This window comes from Paeniglutamicibacter sp. (assembly GCF_046714615.1).
In the GTDB taxonomy this organism is placed as follows: domain Bacteria; phylum Actinomycetota; class Actinomycetes; order Actinomycetales; family Micrococcaceae; genus Paeniglutamicibacter.
This window is the reverse complement of the sequence record NZ_JBKKAP010000104.1, coordinates 56,669-76,660: the sequence shown is the minus strand read 5'-3', so window position 1 is coordinate 76,660 and position 19,992 is coordinate 56,669. Positions and strand designations below refer to the sequence as shown.

The following is a 19,992-nucleotide window of genomic DNA, read 5'->3' as shown; positions in this document are numbered from 1 at the left end:
TCGCGAAAGGCGACTCCCATGAGCTCAACACCTTTTTCAACTCCGCGCTTCACCTTGCCGACGGCCCCCGACCGGCCGAGGGCCGCCCAGGACCAGCCGCAAGTCGACGCCACCAAGCGGGCGCGCACTGCCGGCGAGCGGGCATTGGTCCTCGGCGGCGGCGGATCGGCAGGCAATGCCTGGCTGATTGGCGTCATCGCCGGCCTCTTCGAGGCCGGGCTGGATGTGACTGGGGCCGATCTGGTCATCGGCACGTCGGCCGGATCCACGGCCGCGGCCCAGATCTCCGGCGCGAGCCCACCCCGGCTGCTGGCCGACATCCTTTCCGCTGCGCCCACGCAACGGACCGCTGAGATCGAGTCCGGGAGTGGACGCGCTCCCATGGGAGCGGCGGCCGACCAGATGCGCAGGACGAGCGAGATCATCGCCGCCGCTGCAGATCCGGCCGACATGCGCCGCCGAATGGGTGCGGCGGCGCTCGACCTGGATGCAGCGTCGGACGGCTCCGGACAAACGCGGTGGCGCGAGACGGTGGCCGCACGGCTGCCCGGCCAGCACTGGCCGAAACAACCGATCCTCATCACGGCGGTCGATGCCCGCACCGGCGAACCCGTCGTGTTCGACAGGCACAGCGGAATCGACCTGGTGGACGCCGTGGCCGCCAGCTGTGCCAGTTCCTTCGCCTACGGAATCGGCGAGGACCGATTCATCGACGGCGGCTACCGGCGATCCAGCGAGAACGCCGACCTTGCAGCCGGATACGACCGGGTGCTGGTGCTCTCCCCGCTCGGCGGCAGGACGCGGCACCCGTTGGAGTGGGGCATGCAACTTGGAACGCAGGTCGACGAACTGTGTGCCGGTGGCAGCAGGGTCGAAACCATCCTGCCGGACAACGGTTCCCTCAAGGCATTCGGCAACAACATGATGGACCCCTCGACGCGACCGCCCGCCGCCCGGGCCGGATACGGCCAAGGCAGGGCGCTTGCCGGGCAGCTCACCGACTTCTGGCGCTGACGCCCCCGGGAAGCCAAGAGCCACCGATGCGCGCCTTGGCAACCGCATCGGCGGCTCGCCGGTCCTCCCTCCGCGAGCCATATCCCGGTCCGGGCCCCGAAGCGGTGCAATACTGCTTCCATGGACGAGAAACTCGAAGGATCAAAAACGGCACTGGTCATCATCAGCATGCAAAACGGCGTGATGGAATACTGCGTGCATCCCAAGAAGGTTGTCTCGCGCATCCAGGACCTTCTCGTCCGGGCCCGCGACACCGGCACCCCCGTCTACTGGGTGCAGGACGAACGCGAATTCGAGCGCCACTCGACGCCGTGGCGGCTGGTTTCCCCGTTGGAGCCGCTGGACGGCGAGCACCGGATCCACAAGTCGTATCGCGACGCCTTCACCGGCACCGGGCTTCACGCCTCCCTGATCGCCGAGGACGTGGGGCGGCTCGTGGTCTGCGGCGCGCAATCGGATTATTCACTGCGCACCACGGCCGGGCGCGCGGCGGCCATGGGCTACGACGTCACGGTGGTGCGGGACGCCCACACCACGGGGGCGGCGACCTTCGAGGGACAGAGCCTGACCGGGGACCAGATCATCGCACACACCAACGCGTACTTTTCCTCGCTCGACTACCCCAACCAGGATTTCTCGCTGGAGCGCTCCGACCAGGTCGGCTTCCGTCCCGTGGTGTTGAACGACTGAAGAACCGGCACGCTCCGAACCGCTCGGCATTTTCCCTACCCAAGGCCCCCTTCCGGGCGGTATGGTGCTAGAAACTTGTCATGCAGGAGAACCAGCCTGAGTTGTCGTCGTGGACACCCCCAGGACGGCAACGCACCCTTGAGGAGCACGCCATGTTCAACCCCGACGAATCCCCCGCAATCAACGCAGCCACGCCCGTCCCGGGTCGGTATGTGGTCGTCTTTGCCGCCGAACACCCATCCGCCGGCGACGTGTTCGGTGCCCGTGGACTCCAGGACGAGGTGCCGAGCATCCTGGAGCAGGAAGGGTTCTCGCTTGACACCTACTTCCCGCGCCTCGGCGTGGCGGTCGTGGACGGCGAGTCGGCACAGCTCGGGGAATTGCGCGCCCACTGCGCGTCGCGAAACATGCCGCTGCGCATTGTTCCGGAATTGGTTTACCGGATCCTGTCGAGCCCTCTCGATGAGCCGGGGACCTCGGCCGGGCCGCCCTTCGCCGACACCGACGCCGGTACCTGGGGCCTGCAGGCCGTGCGTGCCCAGGAGTCCGGATACACCGGCCGCGGCATCCGGGTTGCAGTGTTGGACACCGGTTTCGACGCCGGGCACCCCGATTTCGCCGGACGCGACGTCACCACCATGTCCTTCATCGAGGGTGAGGACTCCCACGACGGCCACGGCCACGGAACCCACTGCATCGGAACCTCCTGCGGCCCGCGCCCGCTGCCGGGTGCCCGCGGCTACGGCGTCGCGCCGGAGGCCTCCATCTTTGCCGGCAAGGTGCTCAGCAACGAGGGGTCGGGTTCCGACACCGGAATCCTTGCCGGAATCGACTGGGCCTTGCAAAACGACTGCCACATCATCTCGATGTCGCTGGGTGCCGATGTGCGGGAGGTCCACCCGCCCTACGTCGCCGCCGGCCACCGGGCACTCGAGCGCGGAACCCTGATCGTCGCGGCGGCCGGCAACAACGCCCGGCGTTCGGCGGGCAACCCGGGGTTCGTGGGCGCACCGGCCAACAGCCCCTATATCCTGTCCGTCGGCGCGTTGGATGAAAAGCTGGACGTCGCAGATTTCTCGGCCCGCACCCTGCCGGGCCGCGGCGGCCAGGTCGATGTCTCCGGACCCGGGGTGCGGGTCTATTCCTCGTGGCCGATGCCCAAGAGCTACAACACCATCAGCGGCACGTCGATGGCCACTCCCCACGTCGCCGGCATCGCGGCGCTGCTGTCCGAAGCCACCGGATTCCGCGGACGCGAACTCTGGGCGGAACTCGTCCAGGAGGCCGAACGGCTTGAGCAGTTCTCCGTCGATGTCGGTGCCGGACTGGCGCTGGCGCCTCCGCCGGCCCAGGCACCGGCCCCCGAGCCGGTGCCTGAACCAGTGCCCGAGCCGGAAGACGATTCGCCGGAAAGCTTTTACGGCCATGGGTGATGACGCGGAGCAGTCGACACCGAAGACGGTTGGCTACATCGTCACCGTGCAAAACCAGTATCTGGGCCGGGTGCAGGAAGTCACCGAGATGCTCGAATCTGCCGGCATGCGGGTCGAAAGGGTGCTTGGCACCCTCGGCCAGATCATCGGCCGTGCCGAGGAAGCCACACTACCAACACTGGCAGGTGTGGAGGGCGTGCAATCCGTCGACCCGGCACGGCAGGTTCGAATCAGCCCGCCGGATAGCGAGATCCAATAGACGGGGGGGGGCGCATGGTGCCACCTGCCGCGGGAACCGTGGTGCGGGTCCCGCGGCGAGGCGGAAGGTTCGGCGAAGTATTGCGGCATCCTCCCGCGGTTGCAAGGTTCACTGCCCTGCATCCCCGCCCGGCGTAGGTCAATGGGCGTCGATGAACCAGACCGCTTCCAGTGCGTCGATCTCGTCCCGGAGATTCGGGCCAATGGCGTGGCGTTCCTTGCGGGGGCGCCGTTCCAGGCGTTCCCCAAGCACCGGCCCGCGAGATGGGACTCGCCGTGCCCGGCAGGGTTGATCCGCGCATGGCAGCGACGTTGACGAGCACGTTTCGTGGCACCCGGGCCGCGATTCCTTGTCCCGTCGGATCACGGGAAGTTGACCCGGCATTTGGCGGGGGGGGTCAAGGGAGTGGCATTTCCAAGACTCGATGGAGGGCCGAACCGCCACCTTACCGGGAATTGGCAAGGGCCCCCGTTCCATTGCTGGAACGGGGGCCCTTGTCGGGTTACTTCAGGTGGATCAGCGATCCATCAAAAGTGTGTGGCTTAGGCGCCGGCAAGCTTCTCGCGCAGTGCTGCGAGGGCCTCGTCGGATGCCAGGGTGCCGGCCTCGGTTGCCGGAACATCCGAGGAGTAGCTGCTGGAAGCGGACTCGGCCGGAGCCGATTCTGCTGCAGCGTCGTCGGCAAGGTGCTGTGCAACCTGCTTCTTGTGGGCTTCCCAGCGGGTCTGGGCGTCAGCGTACTGCTGCTCCCAAGCCGAACGCTGGGTCTCGAAGCCTTCAAGCCACTCGTTGGTCTCCGGATCGAAGCCCTCCGGGTACTTGTAGTTGCCCTCTTCGTCGTACTCTGCGGCCATGCCGTAGAGTGCCGGATCGAATTCGGTGCCTTCGGGATCGACGCCCTCGTTGGCCTGCTTGAGGGACAGCGAGATGCGGCGACGCTCGAGGTCGATGTCGATGACCTTGACGAACAGTTCGTCGCCAACGGAGACAACCTGCTCGGCCAGCTCCACGTGGCGCACGGCCAGCTCGGAGATGTGCACGAGGCCTTCGATTCCGTCTTCGACGCGAACGAATGCACCGAACGGAACCAGCTTGGTGACCTTACCCGGAACAACCTGCCCGAGGGCGTGGGTGCGGGCGAAGGTCTGCCAAGGATCTTCCTGGGTGGCCTTGAGCGAGAGCGAAACACGCTCGCGGTCCAGGTCGACCTCGAGAACCTCGACGGTGACTTCCTGGCCAACTTCGACAACCTCGGACGGGTGGTCGATGTGCTTCCAGGACAGCTCGGAAACGTGGACGAGGCCGTCTACGCCGCCAAGGTCCACGAATGCACCGAAGTTGACGATGGAGGAAACGACGCCGGGACGAACCTGGCCCTTTTCCAACTTGTTGAGGAACGTGGAGCGAACCTCGGACTGGGTCTGCTCGAGCCAGGCACGGCGGGAAAGAACAACGTTGTTGCGGTTCTTGTCCAGCTCGATGATCTTGGCTTCGATTTCCTGGCCGATGTACGGAGCCAGATCGCGCACACGGCGCATTTCGACGAGCGATGCCGGCAGGAAGCCGCGCAGGCCGATGTCGAGGATAAGGCCGCCCTTGACCACCTCGATGACGGTGCCGGTGACGACCCCGTCTTCTTCCTTGATCTTTTCGATGTCGCCCCAGGCACGCTCGTACTGAGCACGCTTCTTGGACAGGATCAAACGACCTTCCTTGTCCTCCTTGGTGAGGACGAGGGCCTCGACGTTGTCACCGACAGCGACAACGTCGCCCGGGTCAACATCGTGCTTGATGGAAAGTTCGCGGGAAGGGATGACACCTTCGGTCTTGTAACCGATGTCGAGCAGAACTTCGTCGCGGTCAACCTTGACGACGATGCCTTCGACGAGGTCGCCATCGTTGAAGTACTTGATGGTGGCGTCGACGGCAGCGAGGAAGTCTTCAGCAGAGCCAATGTCGTTGATTGCAACGACCGGGGCACTGGTCTTCTCGTTGGAGGTGATGGTCATGTAGTAGGGACTCCGATGTGGATAGTCTGTGTGAGTCGGTCAGCCGGAAGCCCCGGCATATTCCGAATTTAGATTGGGTGCGGGCACGGCAATAGCCGAAACACGCCCCCTTAGTCTATTCCCCCGCACCCGCAGGGTCAAAACGGGAACCGCCGTTCTTGTCAAGCCGGCCCGTCCGATCCCCCGGGGCAAGGCCCCGGGGAGCCCCGGCAGGGGCAGCATCCTCGATTCCGGGGATTGCAGCGAACCGTGGCCGATGGCATGCGGGGTGCTGGTGGCCCTAGAAATCCGCCTGGCAATAAGGAATGGTGTCCGTGGCGAACAGTGCGTCAAGGGTCTGGACGGCCCCGGTGGCGTGGATCTTGAGTACACCTGCCGCTGCCAGGTGCGCGGCGCTGAACCCGCCAAGGTAAAGCGAGGCGAGGTCGCGGATGTCAAGGCTTGCAGCGGGTTCGCTGTTCTCCGGGGCACGGCGCACGCTGGCTGCCGAATCCACGACCGTAAGTTCCCAATGGCCCTCGGCCATTCCCAGGGAGTCATGTATTCGCAGCAGGATGCGCCCGTCGCGGCCGTAGGTGCGCGCCGTCAGAGCGGTTTCAAGATCAAGGATGCGCAGCCACAGGTGGTCGCCGACCGCGGTGGCCTTGTAGGCCCTGGCGTTTTCAAGCGCGGTGGGCAGCACATCGTCGACCGGGCCGCGGCCGGTGATCTTTTCCACCAGGTCGTGGGCTCCCAGATAGGCGATCAGCTCACGGCGGGCGGCACCGGTCACCGTGCACATTTGGCCGATTTCCATGGTGGGCGGGTCAAGCTTCCACCCGGAAAACAAGTAGCTCATGAATCCGTCGGGCTTGCCCTGTGCATCCAGGTGCAAGGCTGCCCGCAGGTTGTTCACCGGCTTGAGCGAGTCATAGTCCTCCCATTGGCCCGCGGCCTGGCCCACATCGAACTGGGTGGCGCTGATTGAACCGAGCGTGTGGGCATGCGCCGCGGCGAAAATGGCCGGGGCATACTTCTTCAGTACGTCCGGGGCAACGGCCACGACGCTGCCCTCGGTTTCGACGCGCAAGGGCGCCCCGCGGTGGGTCTTGAGCGTGAACCGTGCGCGCTGGGTTGCCCTGCCAAACCCGAAGCGACCGTAAATGGTGGCCTCGGAGGCGGTCAACGCAGCAAACACCACACCGGCCTCGCGGGCCACGGCCAAATCTTCGGTGATCATGGTGCGCAGCAGGCCGCGGCGGCGGTGGGTGGGACTGACCGTGACCGAGGTGATTTGGTGCACCGGCATCAGGTTTCCCCCGCCGATGTTCAGCGTGCCGGGAAAGGATGCGTAGGTGGCGACCGGTGCCTCGGCGTGCAGGGAGGGCTGCACCGCCGCCTCGTCGTAGACGGCGGTGAAGGTGGTGTTGTCGGCAATCTCGAGCCCCGCCAGGATCTTCAGTTCGTCGGCGTCCAGCTGGGATTCGTGGAATCCACGGCTGATGGCCGTCAGGAAGTCGACGGTCGAGGGAGCCGGGACACCGTCGATGAGCTCGGGTTCGAATCGTTCAAGGCGAATCGTGGTGTCATCACTCATGGTCTTGGGGCTGCCTTCCGGGGTAGGGGGCTGGGATGTGGTGGCGGGAGTTCCTAGAAACCGTTGATGGCGTGCGGCAGGCCGGGCAGATCCAGCAGTGCGGCCAGCGAGGCCAGCGCCGCGGGTTCGGAAGGTTCCAGCAGTCCGGCGGAAACCAGTTCTCCGACGCCACAGGCGCCCAGCAGCAGCGGGCCCAGGGTCGCGGCGTTGCAGGAGAAATCGGCAGGTGCGTCTTCGGCCGATTCCGAGATCACGGCCCGCCCGTCGCGGATCGCAAAAGTATATGACCCGGAGACCAGGGATTGCGGGTCGGTCACGCGCAGCGCGAACGACCCGGATCCGCGGTATTCCCTGGCGGCGAAGGCCGCGGGGACATCAAGCACGCGCACCCACAGGCCATGTTCGCGCCCGGTGTAGCTGATCCGCGCGGGGTCCTCCAGTGCCCAGCCCAGCGGGTCGTTGGCCGCAGCGAAGGGATAGCTGACCCGCTCGATCAAATCGACACTCGCCAGGAAGCGGAAGATTTCACGGCGCGCCACCTCCGTGGTGGCCACCAGGTCGCGGACGGTGAGCGTGACGGGCTTGGGCTCCCAGCCGGCAAACGCGTAGGTCACGAATCCCTGGATCTCCCCTGCCACATCCAGGTGGACCGCCGCGCGCAGCTTCGGATCCGGGTCGGGGCCCTCCTGGCCCCAGCGTGCCGTGGCGTGGCGGAGGTAGGCTTCCTGGCGCCCGATGGAGCCGCGGCGGGATGCATGGAAACGTTCAAAGACGGGGCCGGCGATCCCGGCCAGCGCGTGCGGAGGGACCTGGAGCATCGATCCGGTCGGTGCGCCATGGAAGCGCACGTCCCCGCGCACATCCAGGTGCAGGGTCTGCTGCTCGGTGACCCGGCCGAAGCCGAACCTGCCGTAGATTGTCGCCTCGGACGCGGTCAGCGCCGCCACGGGGAATCCCGCGGCCTTGGCCCGTGCGAGGTCTGCGGTCATCAGTTCCCGCAGGATGCCGCGGCGACGATGCGTCGGACGCACCGTGACCATGGTGATCAGGTGCGCCGGGACCGGGCCGGGCCCGAGGTTCAGCGTCTTGGCGAAAGTGGCGTAGGTCGCCACCGGCAGCAGCGGGTCAACCAGTCCGGCGGGCAGCGAATCGTCGTAGACCCCGGTGAGCACCCGCGCAGCGATTTCGTGGGATTGCAGCATTTGTTCCAGCTGGTCCGCCGTGGCGGGCTGCTGGTGGAACCCCTCCCACCCGGTGTTCAGCCAGGCCGCATAGCCTGCCGACGCCGCGCCGGTGTCGGCGCGGCGGGCCAGCGGGACATCCTCGATGCGCAGCTGCCGCTCGAACATTAGTGTCCGGCGTCCTGCCAAGACGTTCCGATGCCCACGTGCACGTCCAGGGGCACCTTGAGCTCCGCGGCGGCGCCCATCTTTTCCCGCACGATCTCTTCCACCGTTTCCAGTTCGCCCGGGGCCACCTCCAGCACCAGCTCATCGTGGACCTGCAGCAGCATGCGGCTCTTCAGCCCCGCCTCCGCCAGGCCTTCCTCGACCCCGAGCATCGCGCGCTTGATGATGTCGGCGGCCGAGCCCTGGATGGGGGCGTTCAGCGCGGCGCGCTCGGCGATGTCGCGCAGCTGGCGGTTGTCGCTGGCCAGCTCGGGCAGGTAGCGGCGGCGGCCGAAGATGGTTTCGGTGTAGCCGTCCTTGCGGGCCTGGTCAACCACGGCGCGCAGGTAGTCGCGCACCGCGCCGAAGCGCGAGAAGTAGTCCTTCATCAAGGTGCGCGCCTCGTCGACGGAGATCTTCAGCTGCTTGGAGAGCCCGAAGGAGCTCAGCCCGTAGGCCAGGCCGTAGCTCATGGCCTTGACCTTGGAGCGCATCTCATTGGTGACCTCGGCAGGTTCGACGCCAAAGACGTGGGAGCCGACGAAGCGGTGCAGGTCCTCCCCGTCCTGGTAGGCCTGGATCAGGCCCTCGTCCTCGGAGAGGTGCGCCATGATGCGCATTTCGATCTGCGAGTAGTCGGCGGTCAGCAGGGTCTCGTAGCCCTCGCCGACGACGAAGACCTCGCGGATGCGCCGACCCTCCTCGGAGCGGACCGGGATGTTCTGCAGGTTCGGGTTCAGCGAGGACAGGCGCCCGGTGGCGGCCACGGTCTGCGCGTAGGTGGTGTGGATGCGGCCGTCGGAGGCCACCGCCTTGCGCAACCCCTCGACGGTCTGGCGCAGCTTGGTGGCGTCGCGATAGGCCATCAGTGCGACCAGGAACGGGTGCCCGGTCTTCACCAGCAGATCCTGCAGGGACTCGGCGTCGGTTGTGAAGCCGGTCTTGATCTTCTTGGTCTTGGGAAGGTCCAGTTCCTCGAAGAGCACCACCTGCAGCTGCTTGGGGCTGGAAAGGTTGACCTCGTGGCCGATGGCCCCGTAGGCCTCTTCGGTGGCCTGGTTGATGGTCGCGGTGAAGTCGTCGTAGAGGCCGTCGAGCTTGGCGGTGTCGATGGCGATGCCGGCCATTTCCATGCGGGCCAAAACCAGCGAGAGCGGCATTTCCAGGTCATTGAGCAGGGCATCTCCCCCGCGCTCGACCAGCATCCCGGCCAGGTACAGGCTCAGCGCCCGCACCACGTGGGCCCCGCGGGCCGCCGGGGTGGCCAGGTCCGGGCCTTCGAGGTCCAGGGTCAACTGGCCGTTAGCTTGGGCCTTGGAATCTTCCAGCGCGATGCGCAGGTGCTGCTGGGCGATGTCGGGCAACTCGTGGCTGCGGCGGTCCGGCTGGATCAGGTACGCGGTGATCATGGTGTCATCCACGACCCCGGCCAGTTCCAGCCCCCGGTTCTTCAGCAGCTTGTAGGTGCCCTTGAAATCATGCACCGCCTTGGAATGGCTCACCGAGGACAGCACCTTGGCCAGTGCCTGCTCGGTTTCCTCATCGATTTCCTCGAGGGAGACGAATGCCGTGGCGTCGTTCGAGGCGAAGCCCAGCCCCACCACGTCGGTGCCGCCGGCGGCACCGACGGTGGCCGCGTGCACGCCCAGCAACTGCCCGCCGTGGGCGCCGAACCAGGCCTCGACTGAGGCGGCATCTCCAAGCAGCTCGTGGGCGGGGATCTCCGCCTCCTCGGCGGCGTCCTGCGGATCGTCGCCAAAGAGGTCGAAGAGGCGCTTGCGCAAGGTGTTGAACTGCAGCGCGTCGAAGAGCTCTTCGATGGCCTCGCGGTTCGGGCGATCCAGGATCATCGCCTCGAAGGCCACCGGCAGCTCAAGGTCGCGCAACAGGTGGTTCAGGCGGCGGTTGCGGGTGACGTTGTCCACGTGCTCGCGCAGCGAGTCGCCGACCTTGCCCTTGATGGCATCGATGTTCTCCAGGATGCCCGGCAGACCGCCATAGAGGTTGATCCACTTGGCCGCCGTCTTCGGACCGACCCCGGGAACGCCCGGGAGGTTGTCGGCGGTCTCGCCGACCAGTGCCGCAAGGTCCGAGTACTGTTCGGGGCGCACGAAGTACTTGGCCTCGACGGCGTCGCCGTCCATGGGCGGGATGTCGGAGATGCCCTTCTTGGGGTAAAGCACCAAGGTCTTTTCGGTGATGAGCTGGAAGGCGTCCCGGTCCCCGGAGACGACCAGCACGTCGAAGCCTGCCGCCTCGCCCTTTGCCGCCAGCGTGGCCAGGATGTCGTCGGCCTCGTAGCCGTCCATGGAAATGGACGGGATGTTCATGGCCTCCATGACCTTGCGGATCAAATCGATCTGGCCGTGGAATTCCTCGGGCGTCTTGTTGCGGCCGCCCTTGTACTCGGTGTATTCCAGTGAGCGGAACGTGGGGGTGTCAAGGTCGAAGGCCACGGCCACGTGGGTGGGCTTCTGCTGCCGGATCATGGTCAGCAACATCGACACGAATCCGTGCACGGCATTGGTGTACTGGCCGGTGTCGGTTGCAAAGTTTTCTGCCGGCAGTGCGTAGAAGGCACGGAAGGCCATGGAGTGCCCGTCAATGACGAGCAGGCGCTGGGGATCGGTTGCCACAAGTTTGGTTGATTCGCTCACACCTGCCAGCCTAGTTGGCATGGGCAATAATTTCACTGAAGACAACGCAACGGCCATCGAGACATCTGGCACCTTTGCTTCCAACGGGGCGAACCCGGACAATCCCTTTGCCCGGCAGCTCGCCGATCACGGGGTCCCGGAGGCGATGTGGCCGATGCTGGCAAGCCACGGCGTGGGGACACTTGTAGAGAAGTTGGGGATCCACTTTTCGGAGATCACCCGCGACCGTGTGGTGGCCACGATGCCGGTCGAGGGCAACCAACAGGTGGCAGGCATCCTTCACGGAGGCGCATCGGTGGCCCTGGCCGAAACCCTGGGGTCCTTTGCCGCCGCGGTCCACGGGAAGGGTGCGAAGAAGCCGGTGGGCGTGGACATCTCCGCGACGCACCACCGGGCAGGGGTTGCCGGGCTGGTGACCGGCGTCTGCATCCCGATCCACCTGGGCCGCACCCTGACCACGCATGAGATCGTCATCAGCGACGATGCGGGTCGGCGTCTGTGCACGTCCCGCATCACCAACATGCTGCTTGAAAGCTGAAACATGGCCGGCGAACTTCCGCAACGGATCCTGTGCCTGGGGGTGACGGGCAGCGGCAAGTCCACCCTTGCAAGGGACATCGCGGGCATCCTGGATCTTCCGGTGCACTACGTGGATGAGGAATTCGGTTGGCTCCCGGGGTGGGTGGAACGCGATGTCGGCGAACAAAAACGACTGGCCTTGGCCGCAGCAGTGGCGGATAGGTGGGTCTTTGACTCGGCGTACAGGCACTACCGGCATGAACTGATCCAACGTGCCGAGCTGGTTATTTGCCTGGATTACCCCCGGATGGTCTCGCTGGGGCGTTTGTTGGGCCGCACCGTGTGGCGGATTGTGCGCAGGGAACCGATGTGCAACGACAATGTTGAAACCTGGCAAAGAGCCCTCGGCAGCGATTCGATCCTGCGCTGGCACTTCAAGAGCTTCCCGGCCAAGCGCCGACAGATGCGTGAACTCGAGGCCCGACTGGGCCCCGACAGGGTCATCCGGTTGGAAAGCCCGAAGGACACCCGAGCTTGGCTGGCATCCCTTGAGGCGAGCCGGCGCACGTAAGGCAATCAGTAGACGCGGGTCTGGCCCGGGGCCTTGATGACGTCGTACCGGGTCTCACGAATCCCGCCGGGATATTCACGAGTGAACGTCGGGGCAAGCCTGGCGGTGCCGCGCATGGCAAAAAGCGGGCGCCCGCCACCCAAAAGGACCGGCATGGAGTACAGAAGCAACTCGTCGAGCAATCCCTCGTCAACGAATTGGCCGGCAAGCGAGCCCCCGCCGACAACCCAGACGTCCTTGCCCTTGGCGCTGCGTGCAACATCGCCCGCCCATTCGGTCACATCCCCGCGGACGAAGGTCAGGTCCGCCCCAGGGAACGCGGCAAGTTCCCGGTGCGTGAAGACCCAGACCGGAAGCCCCTGGTAGGGCCACTCCTGGCCAATCTCCTTGAGCATCCAGGAATAGGTGTCCGCCCCCATGGCGATCGCACCGACTTCCTCCATGAATGCATCGTAGCTTTCGGTCTGCCCGGCAAAGCCGTCAAAGGCCATGAGCCAGTCGAGTCGCTCGTTTTCATCGGCAATGTAGCCATCTGCCGAGGCTGCCACGAAGTACCTAAATTGCGTCATGGTGCCCATCCTATCCACGTGCTGGCCACCGCCGGAGGTATTGGGCACGGGGATTCCTCCGCCGGTGGTCCGCGCCAGCGGGCTTAAATGCCTTTCGCCCGCCCGGATCGATGGATCCGGGCGGGCGAAATCGCGGGGGTGGTGATAGTGCTCAGGCGCCGAGGATCTTTTCGCTAAGTGACGGCACTATGAGAACGATGCCAAAGATGACGACCAAGCCGCACATCGCAAAGCAACCGTAGGCCGCGAGCCTGGCTGGCATGGCCGAGCGTTTGGCGTCCTCGCCAACGGCAAGCATGCGCACGCCAAACGAGTATGCGCCGACAATGAAAAGCGCAGAGACCCAGGTGATGACGGCGACGATCAGGAATGCATCCCACTGAATTGCCATTACTTGACCTCCTGCTTGATCTTGGCGCGCTCCATCTTGCGGCGCTGCTTCTTGTTGGGGATGCTCACTGCTGCGCCGGAGACATCAACATCGCTGATCGCGTTGTTGTGGCCCACCATTTCACGGCGCGAGAGCACCCAGATCACCAGCAGGGAGCCAACTCCCAGAACTGTCACGATCACTAGTCCGCCGGTGCCGAAATGGGCAAGTGCGGCGGCTGCGGCGCCAATGATCCCGGCGGCCGGAAGCGTGAAGAGCCAACCCAGGGCAATGCGGCCCGCGGTTCCCCAACGGACTTCCGCTCCCTTCCGGCCCAGTCCGGAACCAATCACGGATCCGGAGGCAACCTGCGTGGTCGACAGGGCGAAGCCCAGGTGCGAGGAAGTCAGGATGGCCGCGGCGGTGGACGTCTCAGCGGCGAAGCCCTGGGCGGGCTTGACGTCGGTCAGGCCCGAACCCATGGTGCGAATGATGCGCCAGCCGCCCATGTAGGTGCCCAGCGCGATGGCCAGGGCACAGGTGGCGATGACCCAGAAGTGCGGGCCGGTGCCTGCATCCTGCAGGCCCGAGGCGACCAGGGTCAGGGTGATGACACCCATGGTCTTCTGTGCGTCGTTGGTGCCGTGGGCCAGTGCCACGAGCGATGAAGAGAAGATCTGTCCGTACCGGAATCCGCCGCGCTTCGGGGAAGCGAGGCCGGACTGACGCTTGGTTACCGAGTAGGCCAGCTTGGTACACAGATACGCCGAGGTTCCCGCGATGACGGGGGCCACCAGTGCCGGGAGCAGCACCTTGGACATCAGCACGTTGTAGTCGATGGCTCCGAACCCGGCACCGACGATCGCGGCACCGATCAATCCGCCGAAGAGTGCGTGCGAGGAGCTGGATGGGAGGCCCAACAGCCAGGTCACCATGTTCCAGACGACGGCGCCCATCAGTCCGGCGAAGATCATGGCCGGCATGATTTGCACGCCGGTTTCCCCACCCTCCTTGATGATGCCGCCGGAAATGGTCTTAGCGACTTCTGTTGAAAGGAAAGCACCAACAAGGTTCAGGACCGCGGCCAGCGCGACCGCGGTCTTCGGCTTGATGGCACCTGTTGCGATGGGCGTGGCCATCGCGTTCGCGGTGTCATGGAAGCCATTGGTGAAATCAAAGAACAGGGCAAGTGCAATGACCAGGACGACGATAAGCGTCAGATCCATGTATAAACCAATCGTGGGATTACGGGCGAGGGCCGAGTCGCGCTGGGTTACTCCGAATTCCCGCATTGTTTACCCAATGTTGGGGTTCCGTTCACCTAAGTCGCAGATTCATCATATGGCCTGCTCCGAACTAGTCAATTTTCCGTGCGTGGCTCAGCGCACCTCCATCGCCCGTGGTTAGGCACGGCGCGGGGACTGCTGCGCCCCAACGTGAGCGACTTCACCCGCAATCTGTCCCGGTCGGGCGAGGGCGACGCCATCGTGTCCAACCCGGAAATCGCAGCGAGCAAAGGTGATTATTCCGGTGATTCGGGTGCGCTAATCGGCGCGGAGCCGTAAGCTCGTTCAATGGCAAGATTCTTTGACGTTCACCCAGAAAACCCGCAGCCACGTGCAATTGCACAGGCCGTAGACCTGTTACGCAATGGCGGGCTGATCGCGTACCCCACCGATTCCTGCTACGCGTTGGGAGCCCAGATCGGCAACCACGACGCCTTGGACAGGATCCGGACCATCCGCCAGGTCGGCGACAAGCACCACTTCACGCTAGTCTGCAAGGACTTTGCCCAGTTGGGCCAGTACGTGGAGGTCAACAACCAGGTGTTCCGCAACATCAAGGCGGTAACTCCGGGCAGCTACACCTTCATCCTGCCGGCAACCAAGGAGGTGCCGCGGCGCCTGATGCATGCCAAGAAGAAGACGATTGGCGTGCGCATCCCCGACAACCCGGTGGTCCGCGCCTTGCTGGAAGAACTCGGCGAGCCCATTCTCTCCAGCACCCTGTTGCTTCCGGGCGAAGAGGATCCGATGACCCAGGGATGGGAAATCAAGGAGGCCCTGGACCATGTGGTCGAGGGCGTCATTGATTCCGGGGAATGCGGTATCGAGCCGACCACCGTCATCGATTACTCCAGCGGCGAGGCAGTCATTGCCCGCGTGGGCCTGGGCGATCCCTCACGGTTCGAATAGCGAAGGGGAAAGTCGCCCTCAAACGGCTTCACCTCGGGCATCGGTGAGATTGCAAACCAATTGCCAGAGGTGGCCGTCGGGATCCGCGAAGGTGCCGACGTACTGTTGCCGGCCGCTGACGTGCTCGATCTCATGGGGAACAAAGCCCTTCCCCGTCGAACCGGTTACGACGGCAAGTATTTCGTCGACCTCGGCCACGGTGGCGATGGCGCAACTGAGGAATGCATCGGTGGCCGGCACGGGTAGCAACGGTGTGCGCTTGGCTTCGCGCGAGTACTTGGTGAACGCCTCTGCCTCCGCCAGGAAGATCGACATCCCCGGCATTTCCAGACAGACCATGCCCATGGCAAGCCTGGCGCTTTCAATGCCCACCACGTCGCGGTAAAAGACCAGGGAGCGCTCGGCGTCCGCCACGGCCAGGCTCAGGACAACACCTTGGGTTTTCATCGGGCTTATGTTTCCTTCCACGCGGGGTGAAGCGTCTTGAATCCATTATTCATCGGTCGGCCGAGGTGCTGTGCCTGATCCCCCACGAGGTTTCCCATGTCTCGCCCGGCGCCAGCCAGTGCAGGGCCATCCCGTTGTTGAAGGCATTCGCCGGCGCTGTCATCGGCTCCAGGGCCACGGCGCGCACAGGTCCCCCGGGACCCGGGAATGCGGGGGCGGTGAACACCTGGATGAATCCGTAGCTGGAGTCCATGTGCAATTCCACGCGGTTCCCGTTGGGAGCCTGCAGATAATGTCGCGTGCTGCCGTCGGGTTTGCGTTGCAGGTCGGTCCATGTATCGTCCAAGGCAATCTCATTCAGTACCTGGCCCTGGCGGTAGTCAAACCGGGTCCCGGTCACCAGGTCCTGCTCGCCGGTGGGGATCATCGATCCGTCGACTTCCAAGTGCCGTCCGGCGTTGACAACCAGTGTCAGTTCGGCCGCCGGAGTATCGCCCAGCCGCAGGTAAGGATGGGCCCCCACGGCGACCGGTGCCGTCCGGTCCCCAACGTTTTCCAGCCTGTGGGTGACTTGCAGGCCATCCGCCACCAATTCGTAGTGCACGGACGTGGCAAGCCCGAAGGGGTATCCCGGCGCGGGGGAAATGTCCGCGGCCAACACCACGCTGGATTCGGTGCGCCGGACCTGCCGATAGCTGCTGTGTCGCAGAAGACCGTGGATGGCATTTCCGCGGGCGGGCTCCGTGATCGCCAGGTGTTCTTCCGCGCCTTCGTATCTCCAGGCTCCACCTGCCACGCGGTTGGGCCATGGCACTAATACCACACCGGCGCCGGACGGCGCCGCGATCTCCTGTGGGTAGTCCTGGACCAGTTCCACCCCATCGACAACCAGTCTGCGCAGCGACGCTCCGACCTCGTTCACCACTGCGTGTTGCCTGTGGCCGTTGATGGTGCCGGAGAGTTCGAATCGCTCACCCATCGGGGAACCGGGGTTTGACAAGATGGGCCTTTCCTCGTGCCGGCTGTCTGGCTTTGCTTCTGGAAAGAAGCTTATCCATCCCTCGCTCTTCTGGCATCCGAGGGCAAGGAACGAAAACGGGGTCGGGAAACCACGTTCGTGGTTCCCCGACCCCGCTGGCGCATGTTTGGCGCTTGGCTATTTGACCTGGTCGATGACGGTCTCGGCGACTTCGCGCATGGACAAGCGGCGGTCCATCGAGGTCTTCTGGATCCAACGGAACGCCTCGGGTTCGGTCAGTCCCATCTTCTCGGTCAGCAGGCTCTTGGCGCGTTCGACCAGCTTGCGGGTCGCGAACTGCTCGGTAAGGTCGCCGACTTCCTTTTCGAGGGCTCGGATTTCCTCGTAGCGGGAAATCGCGATCTCGATGGCAGGGACCAGGTCCGCCGGGGTAAAGGGCTTCACGACATAGGCCATGGCTCCGGCCTCGCGGGCGCGTTCCACCAATTCCTTCTGGCTGAAGGCGGTCAACAGCACCACCGGGGCAATGCGTTCCTTGACGATGGTCTCGGCGGCGGTGATGCCGTCCATGACCGGCATCTTGACGTCCATCAGCACCAGGTCCGGCTTGTGTTCCCGGGCCAGTTCGATGGCCTTTTCGCCGTTGTCTGCCTCGGCAACCACGTCGTAACCCTCGCCGCGCAGGATCTCGACAATGTCCAAGCGGATCAGGGTCTCGTCCTCGGCGACAATGACGCGGCGCGGTGCACCGGTGTTGGGTTCGGCCGCAATTCGGGTTACTTCGGGCAGGTCGCTCATCGTGCTCCTTCAATCCCGGCGTGACCGGGGGCATCATCAGTACTCGGTTTCGTCGTTAAGCCTATCTGCATGTACAGTGGATAACCGCAAGGACGCGAGGATTTCAGCACAAAGCAATTATCGGTTACGCTTATTCTCGCTGCTTCGATTTGTGCCCGCCCGAGTGGCGGAATGGTAGACGCGCTGCACTCAAAATGCAGTATCGAAAGGTGTGTGGGTTCGAGTCCCACCTCGGGCACAATTCGGCCCCGATCCCCTGTTTCACAGGCGATCGGGGCCTTTTTCTTTGCCCGGCTACCTCTCGCCCGATCTTCAGCCCTGGCGGGATTCCTGATCGGAGTTTTGGAAAATGTTTTTCCTCATTTCCATTTTTCCTTCCGGCGCGAGATGCGAAATCCTGTGTCACCAAGTCCCCCAGCGCGAGAGCCTCGGTAGCGTGCCCAAGGACCCCCCCATGACCGCTCTGGCAAGTATCCCTTGGGTGAGTATCACGGTGGCTGCCACGGCCAAGAAACCCAGATACCTATTGGCACTTCCTTGAACGAGCCGTGACGGCGACAAACGCTGTCCCTGGGCCTGGACCGGTCACGCCCCATGCGCCCCACACCCATAAGCGCGCGACGCCCAGCGCAGTTTCGTCGATACGATCCCGGCTCCTGCCCGCTCAATGAGGCTGGAGACACCGCCGGAATCGGTGACTACGCGGCCCAGGCGGCCACATTCATGCAGAACATGAACTCTGCATTGAAAGCGGCCGGCCCAAGCCCGACAGATGTCGTCTCCACACGTGTGCTGGTTGCCTCCACAGAGCAAAAGGACCTCGATGGGCACCACTGTGCCCGGGTACGACCACCAGCCCGCGGAGCTCGAGGCGGCCGCCGCCGTGCTGGACTGAGCCAGGCACAAAACACAAAAGCCGGATTTTCGTCGCGATCCCCAATGGGAACCACGACGAAAATCCGGCCTAATGCGCGGCGTTGCCTAGATGGAGAGGGCTTCGGAACCTACGACGTTTTCCGAGTCCCACGGGCCGACCTTCTCGCGGGCCGGCATCGGCTTGCCGTCACCGAGCTGGCCTGCGTCGGCAAGGTCGCCGACCTTGTGGATACGCAGCGAGTTGGTCGAACCTGCTTGGCCTGGAGGTGAACCGGCGGCGATGCAGACGATGTCGTTGATCTCGGCCAGGCCTTCCTGCAGCAGGGCGCGGTCGACCTGGGCCGTCATCTTGTCCGTGTGGTCAGCATATTCCACCAGGCGTGGCTGGATGCCCCACATCAGGGTCATGATGTTGTAGGTCTGCGGCAGTGGTGTGAAGGCCAACACCGGGCGCTTGGGGCGCAACCGGGACAGGCGTCGGGCCGAGTCGCCGGACTGGGTGAACGCCACGATGTACTTGGCATCCAGCTGGTCGGCGATCTCCACCGCAGCGCGGGTGATGGCGCCGCCACGGGTCTTGGGCTTCGAGCCCAGGCGCGGGATACGGTCCAGCCCGTGCGTTTCCGTGGAGGAAATGATCCGTGCCATGGTCTCGACGGTCTCGATGGGGTATTCGCCCACCGAGGTTTCTCCCGAAAGCATGACCGCGTCGGCACCGTCGAGGACGGCGTTGGCGCAGTCGGAGGCCTCGGCGCGGGTAGGCGTCGGGGACTCGATCATGGATTCGAGCACCTGGGTGGCCACAATGACCGGCTTGGCCCAGCGGCGGGCCAATTCAATGGCACGCTTCTGCACCAGCGGGACCTCCTCGAGGGGAAGCTCCACGCCCAGGTCGCCACGGGCGACCATGATCGCGTCAAAGGCGTCGATGATTTCCTCGATGGCGTCGACCGCCTGCGGCTTCTCGATCTTCGCGATCACCGGAAGGCGGCGGCCCTCCTCGTCCATGATCTCGTGCACGCGCTGGATGTCCGAGGCGTTGCGCACGAAGGACAGCGCGACCATGTCGACACCGGCACGAATGGCCCAGCGCAGGTCGTCCTCGTCCTTTTCGCTCAACGCGGGAACGTTGACGGCTACGCCGGGGAGGTTGATGCCCTTGTTGTTGGACACCTCCCCGCCCACGATGACCTCGGTGACGACCTTCTCGTCATCGACGGCGGTGGCGCGCAGTGCCACCTTGCCGTCGTTGATCAACAGGACGTCGCCCACGTTGACGTCCTTGGGCAGGCCCTTGAACGTCGTGGAGCAGAAGGTTGCATCTCCCAGCTCATCGGCAATCACGATGGTGAACGTGTCACCGACGTGGAGCATGTGCTTGGCGTCATCCACGAACCGGCCAAGGCGGATCTTGGGACCCTGCAGGTCGGCAAAGATGCCGACCGGCCGCCCGAGTTCCTGGGCCGCTGCCCGAACATTGCCCAGGTTCTCGGCGTGCATCGAGTGGTCACCGTGGCTCATGTTCAAGCGGGCGACGTCGACACCCGCCTTGAGCACTGCCAACGTCTTGTCGTAGGTTCCGATCGCCGGGCCCCAAGTGGCCACAATCTTTGCGCGTCTCATACGGTTAGCCAATCTGCCT

18 protein-coding genes and 1 tRNA gene are annotated in these 19,992 nt (G+C 64.6%); 8 read left to right on the top strand and 11 right to left on the bottom strand.

The genetic code is table 11. The annotated features are described in order from the left end of the window. Positions 1-18 precede the first annotated feature (18 nt). The 4 genes from ACLQ7E_RS12860 to ACLQ7E_RS12845 all read left to right on the top strand — a co-directional run bounded on the left by ACLQ7E_RS12860 (position 19) and on the right by ACLQ7E_RS12845 (position 3,396). Positions 19-1,014 (top strand): patatin-like phospholipase family protein, encoded by a 996-nt coding sequence (locus tag ACLQ7E_RS12860; protein WP_411732963.1) that lies wholly within the window; start codon positions 19-21, stop codon positions 1,012-1,014. A 120-nt stretch (positions 1,015-1,134) separates the two neighbouring features. Next, the gene (locus ACLQ7E_RS12855) at positions 1,135-1,704 is read left to right on the top strand and encodes an isochorismatase family protein (protein ID WP_411732962.1); all 570 of its coding nucleotides are present in this window, start codon (positions 1,135-1,137) and stop codon (positions 1,702-1,704) included. Between the two features lie 80 nt (positions 1,705-1,784). Beyond that, a complete protein-coding gene (locus ACLQ7E_RS12850) occupies positions 1,785-3,137 on the top strand; it encodes a S8 family serine peptidase (RefSeq protein ID WP_411732961.1) in 1,353 nt (450 codons plus the stop codon). Next, positions 3,130-3,396 (top strand): hypothetical protein, encoded by a 267-nt coding sequence (locus ACLQ7E_RS12845; protein WP_411732960.1) that lies wholly within the window; start codon positions 3,130-3,132, stop codon positions 3,394-3,396. Before ACLQ7E_RS12850 ends, ACLQ7E_RS12845 begins: the two co-directional genes overlap by 8 nt. 542 nt (positions 3,397-3,938) lie before the next feature. Here the strand turns inward: ACLQ7E_RS12845 and rpsA are convergent. The 4 genes from rpsA to polA form a co-directional block, all read right to left on the bottom strand. Then, complete coding sequence (gene rpsA, locus ACLQ7E_RS12840; RefSeq protein WP_411732959.1) at positions 3,939-5,405, bottom strand: 30S ribosomal protein S1; 1,467 nt, start codon at positions 5,403-5,405, stop codon at positions 3,939-3,941. 280 nt (positions 5,406-5,685) lie between these two features. Next, entirely contained in the window at positions 5,686-6,981 is a 1,296-nt protein-coding gene (locus ACLQ7E_RS12835) for a GNAT family N-acetyltransferase (RefSeq protein WP_411732958.1), read from the bottom strand. A gap of 53 nt (positions 6,982-7,034) precedes the next feature. Then, a complete protein-coding gene (locus ACLQ7E_RS12830) occupies positions 7,035-8,330 on the bottom strand; it encodes a GNAT family N-acetyltransferase (RefSeq protein ID WP_411732957.1) in 1,296 nt (431 codons plus the stop codon). Next, positions 8,330-10,960, bottom strand: coding sequence for a DNA polymerase I (polA, locus tag ACLQ7E_RS12825; protein WP_411732977.1), 2,631 nt, complete (start codon positions 10,958-10,960; stop codon positions 8,330-8,332). Before polA ends, ACLQ7E_RS12830 begins: the two co-directional genes overlap by 1 nt. An 85-nt stretch (positions 10,961-11,045) precedes the next feature. Between polA and ACLQ7E_RS12820 the strand changes: the two genes are divergently transcribed. Then, entirely contained in the window at positions 11,046-11,564 is a 519-nt protein-coding gene (locus tag ACLQ7E_RS12820) for a hotdog fold thioesterase (protein WP_411732956.1), read from the top strand. Between the two features lie 3 nt (positions 11,565-11,567). Then, entirely contained in the window at positions 11,568-12,116 is a 549-nt protein-coding gene (locus ACLQ7E_RS12815; protein WP_411732955.1) for an adenylate kinase, read from the top strand. A gap of 5 nt (positions 12,117-12,121) precedes the next feature. On the opposite strand, the gene ACLQ7E_RS12810 is transcribed toward ACLQ7E_RS12815, so the two are convergent. From ACLQ7E_RS12810 to ACLQ7E_RS12800, 3 genes are all read right to left on the bottom strand, one after another. Continuing rightward, a complete protein-coding gene (locus ACLQ7E_RS12810) occupies positions 12,122-12,685 on the bottom strand; it encodes a dihydrofolate reductase family protein (RefSeq protein WP_411732954.1) in 564 nt (187 codons plus the stop codon). A gap of 151 nt (positions 12,686-12,836) precedes the next feature. Beyond that, complete coding sequence (locus ACLQ7E_RS12805) at positions 12,837-13,076, bottom strand: hypothetical protein (RefSeq protein WP_411732953.1); 240 nt, start codon at positions 13,074-13,076, stop codon at positions 12,837-12,839. Continuing rightward, a complete protein-coding gene (locus tag ACLQ7E_RS12800) occupies positions 13,076-14,281 on the bottom strand; it encodes an anion permease (RefSeq protein WP_411732952.1) in 1,206 nt (401 codons plus the stop codon). The genes ACLQ7E_RS12805 and ACLQ7E_RS12800 overlap by 1 nt, the downstream gene beginning before the upstream one ends. A 348-nt stretch (positions 14,282-14,629) precedes the next feature. Here ACLQ7E_RS12800 and ACLQ7E_RS12795 point away from each other — a divergent pair, with 348 nt between their 5' ends. Continuing rightward, positions 14,630-15,250 (top strand): L-threonylcarbamoyladenylate synthase, encoded by a 621-nt coding sequence (locus ACLQ7E_RS12795; RefSeq protein ID WP_411732951.1) that lies wholly within the window; start codon positions 14,630-14,632, stop codon positions 15,248-15,250. 18 nt (positions 15,251-15,268) lie between these two features. On the opposite strand, the gene ACLQ7E_RS12790 is transcribed toward ACLQ7E_RS12795, so the two are convergent. The 3 genes from ACLQ7E_RS12790 to ACLQ7E_RS12780 all read right to left on the bottom strand — a co-directional run bounded on the left by ACLQ7E_RS12790 (position 15,269) and on the right by ACLQ7E_RS12780 (position 17,474). After that, complete coding sequence (locus tag ACLQ7E_RS12790) at positions 15,269-15,697, bottom strand: VOC family protein (RefSeq protein ID WP_411732950.1); 429 nt, start codon at positions 15,695-15,697, stop codon at positions 15,269-15,271. A 49-nt stretch (positions 15,698-15,746) separates the two neighbouring features. Further along, positions 15,747-16,697 carry an aldose 1-epimerase family protein gene (locus ACLQ7E_RS12785; RefSeq protein WP_411732949.1) on the bottom strand — a complete coding sequence of 317 codons (951 nt, stop codon included), beginning with the start codon at positions 16,695-16,697 and terminating at the stop codon, positions 15,747-15,749. A 156-nt stretch (positions 16,698-16,853) separates the two neighbouring features. Next, complete coding sequence (locus ACLQ7E_RS12780) at positions 16,854-17,474, bottom strand: ANTAR domain-containing response regulator (RefSeq protein ID WP_411732948.1); 621 nt, start codon at positions 17,472-17,474, stop codon at positions 16,854-16,856. Between the two features lie 157 nt (positions 17,475-17,631). Here ACLQ7E_RS12780 and ACLQ7E_RS12775 point away from each other — a divergent pair. Beyond that, positions 17,632-17,712 (top strand) — tRNA-Leu (locus ACLQ7E_RS12775). A gap of 743 nt (positions 17,713-18,455) precedes the next feature. On the opposite strand, the gene pyk is transcribed toward ACLQ7E_RS12775, so the two are convergent. Continuing rightward, positions 18,456-19,973 carry a pyruvate kinase gene (gene pyk, locus ACLQ7E_RS12770; protein ID WP_411732947.1) on the bottom strand — a complete coding sequence of 506 codons (1,518 nt, stop codon included), beginning with the start codon at positions 19,971-19,973 and terminating at the stop codon, positions 18,456-18,458. Positions 19,974-19,992 lie beyond the last annotated feature (19 nt).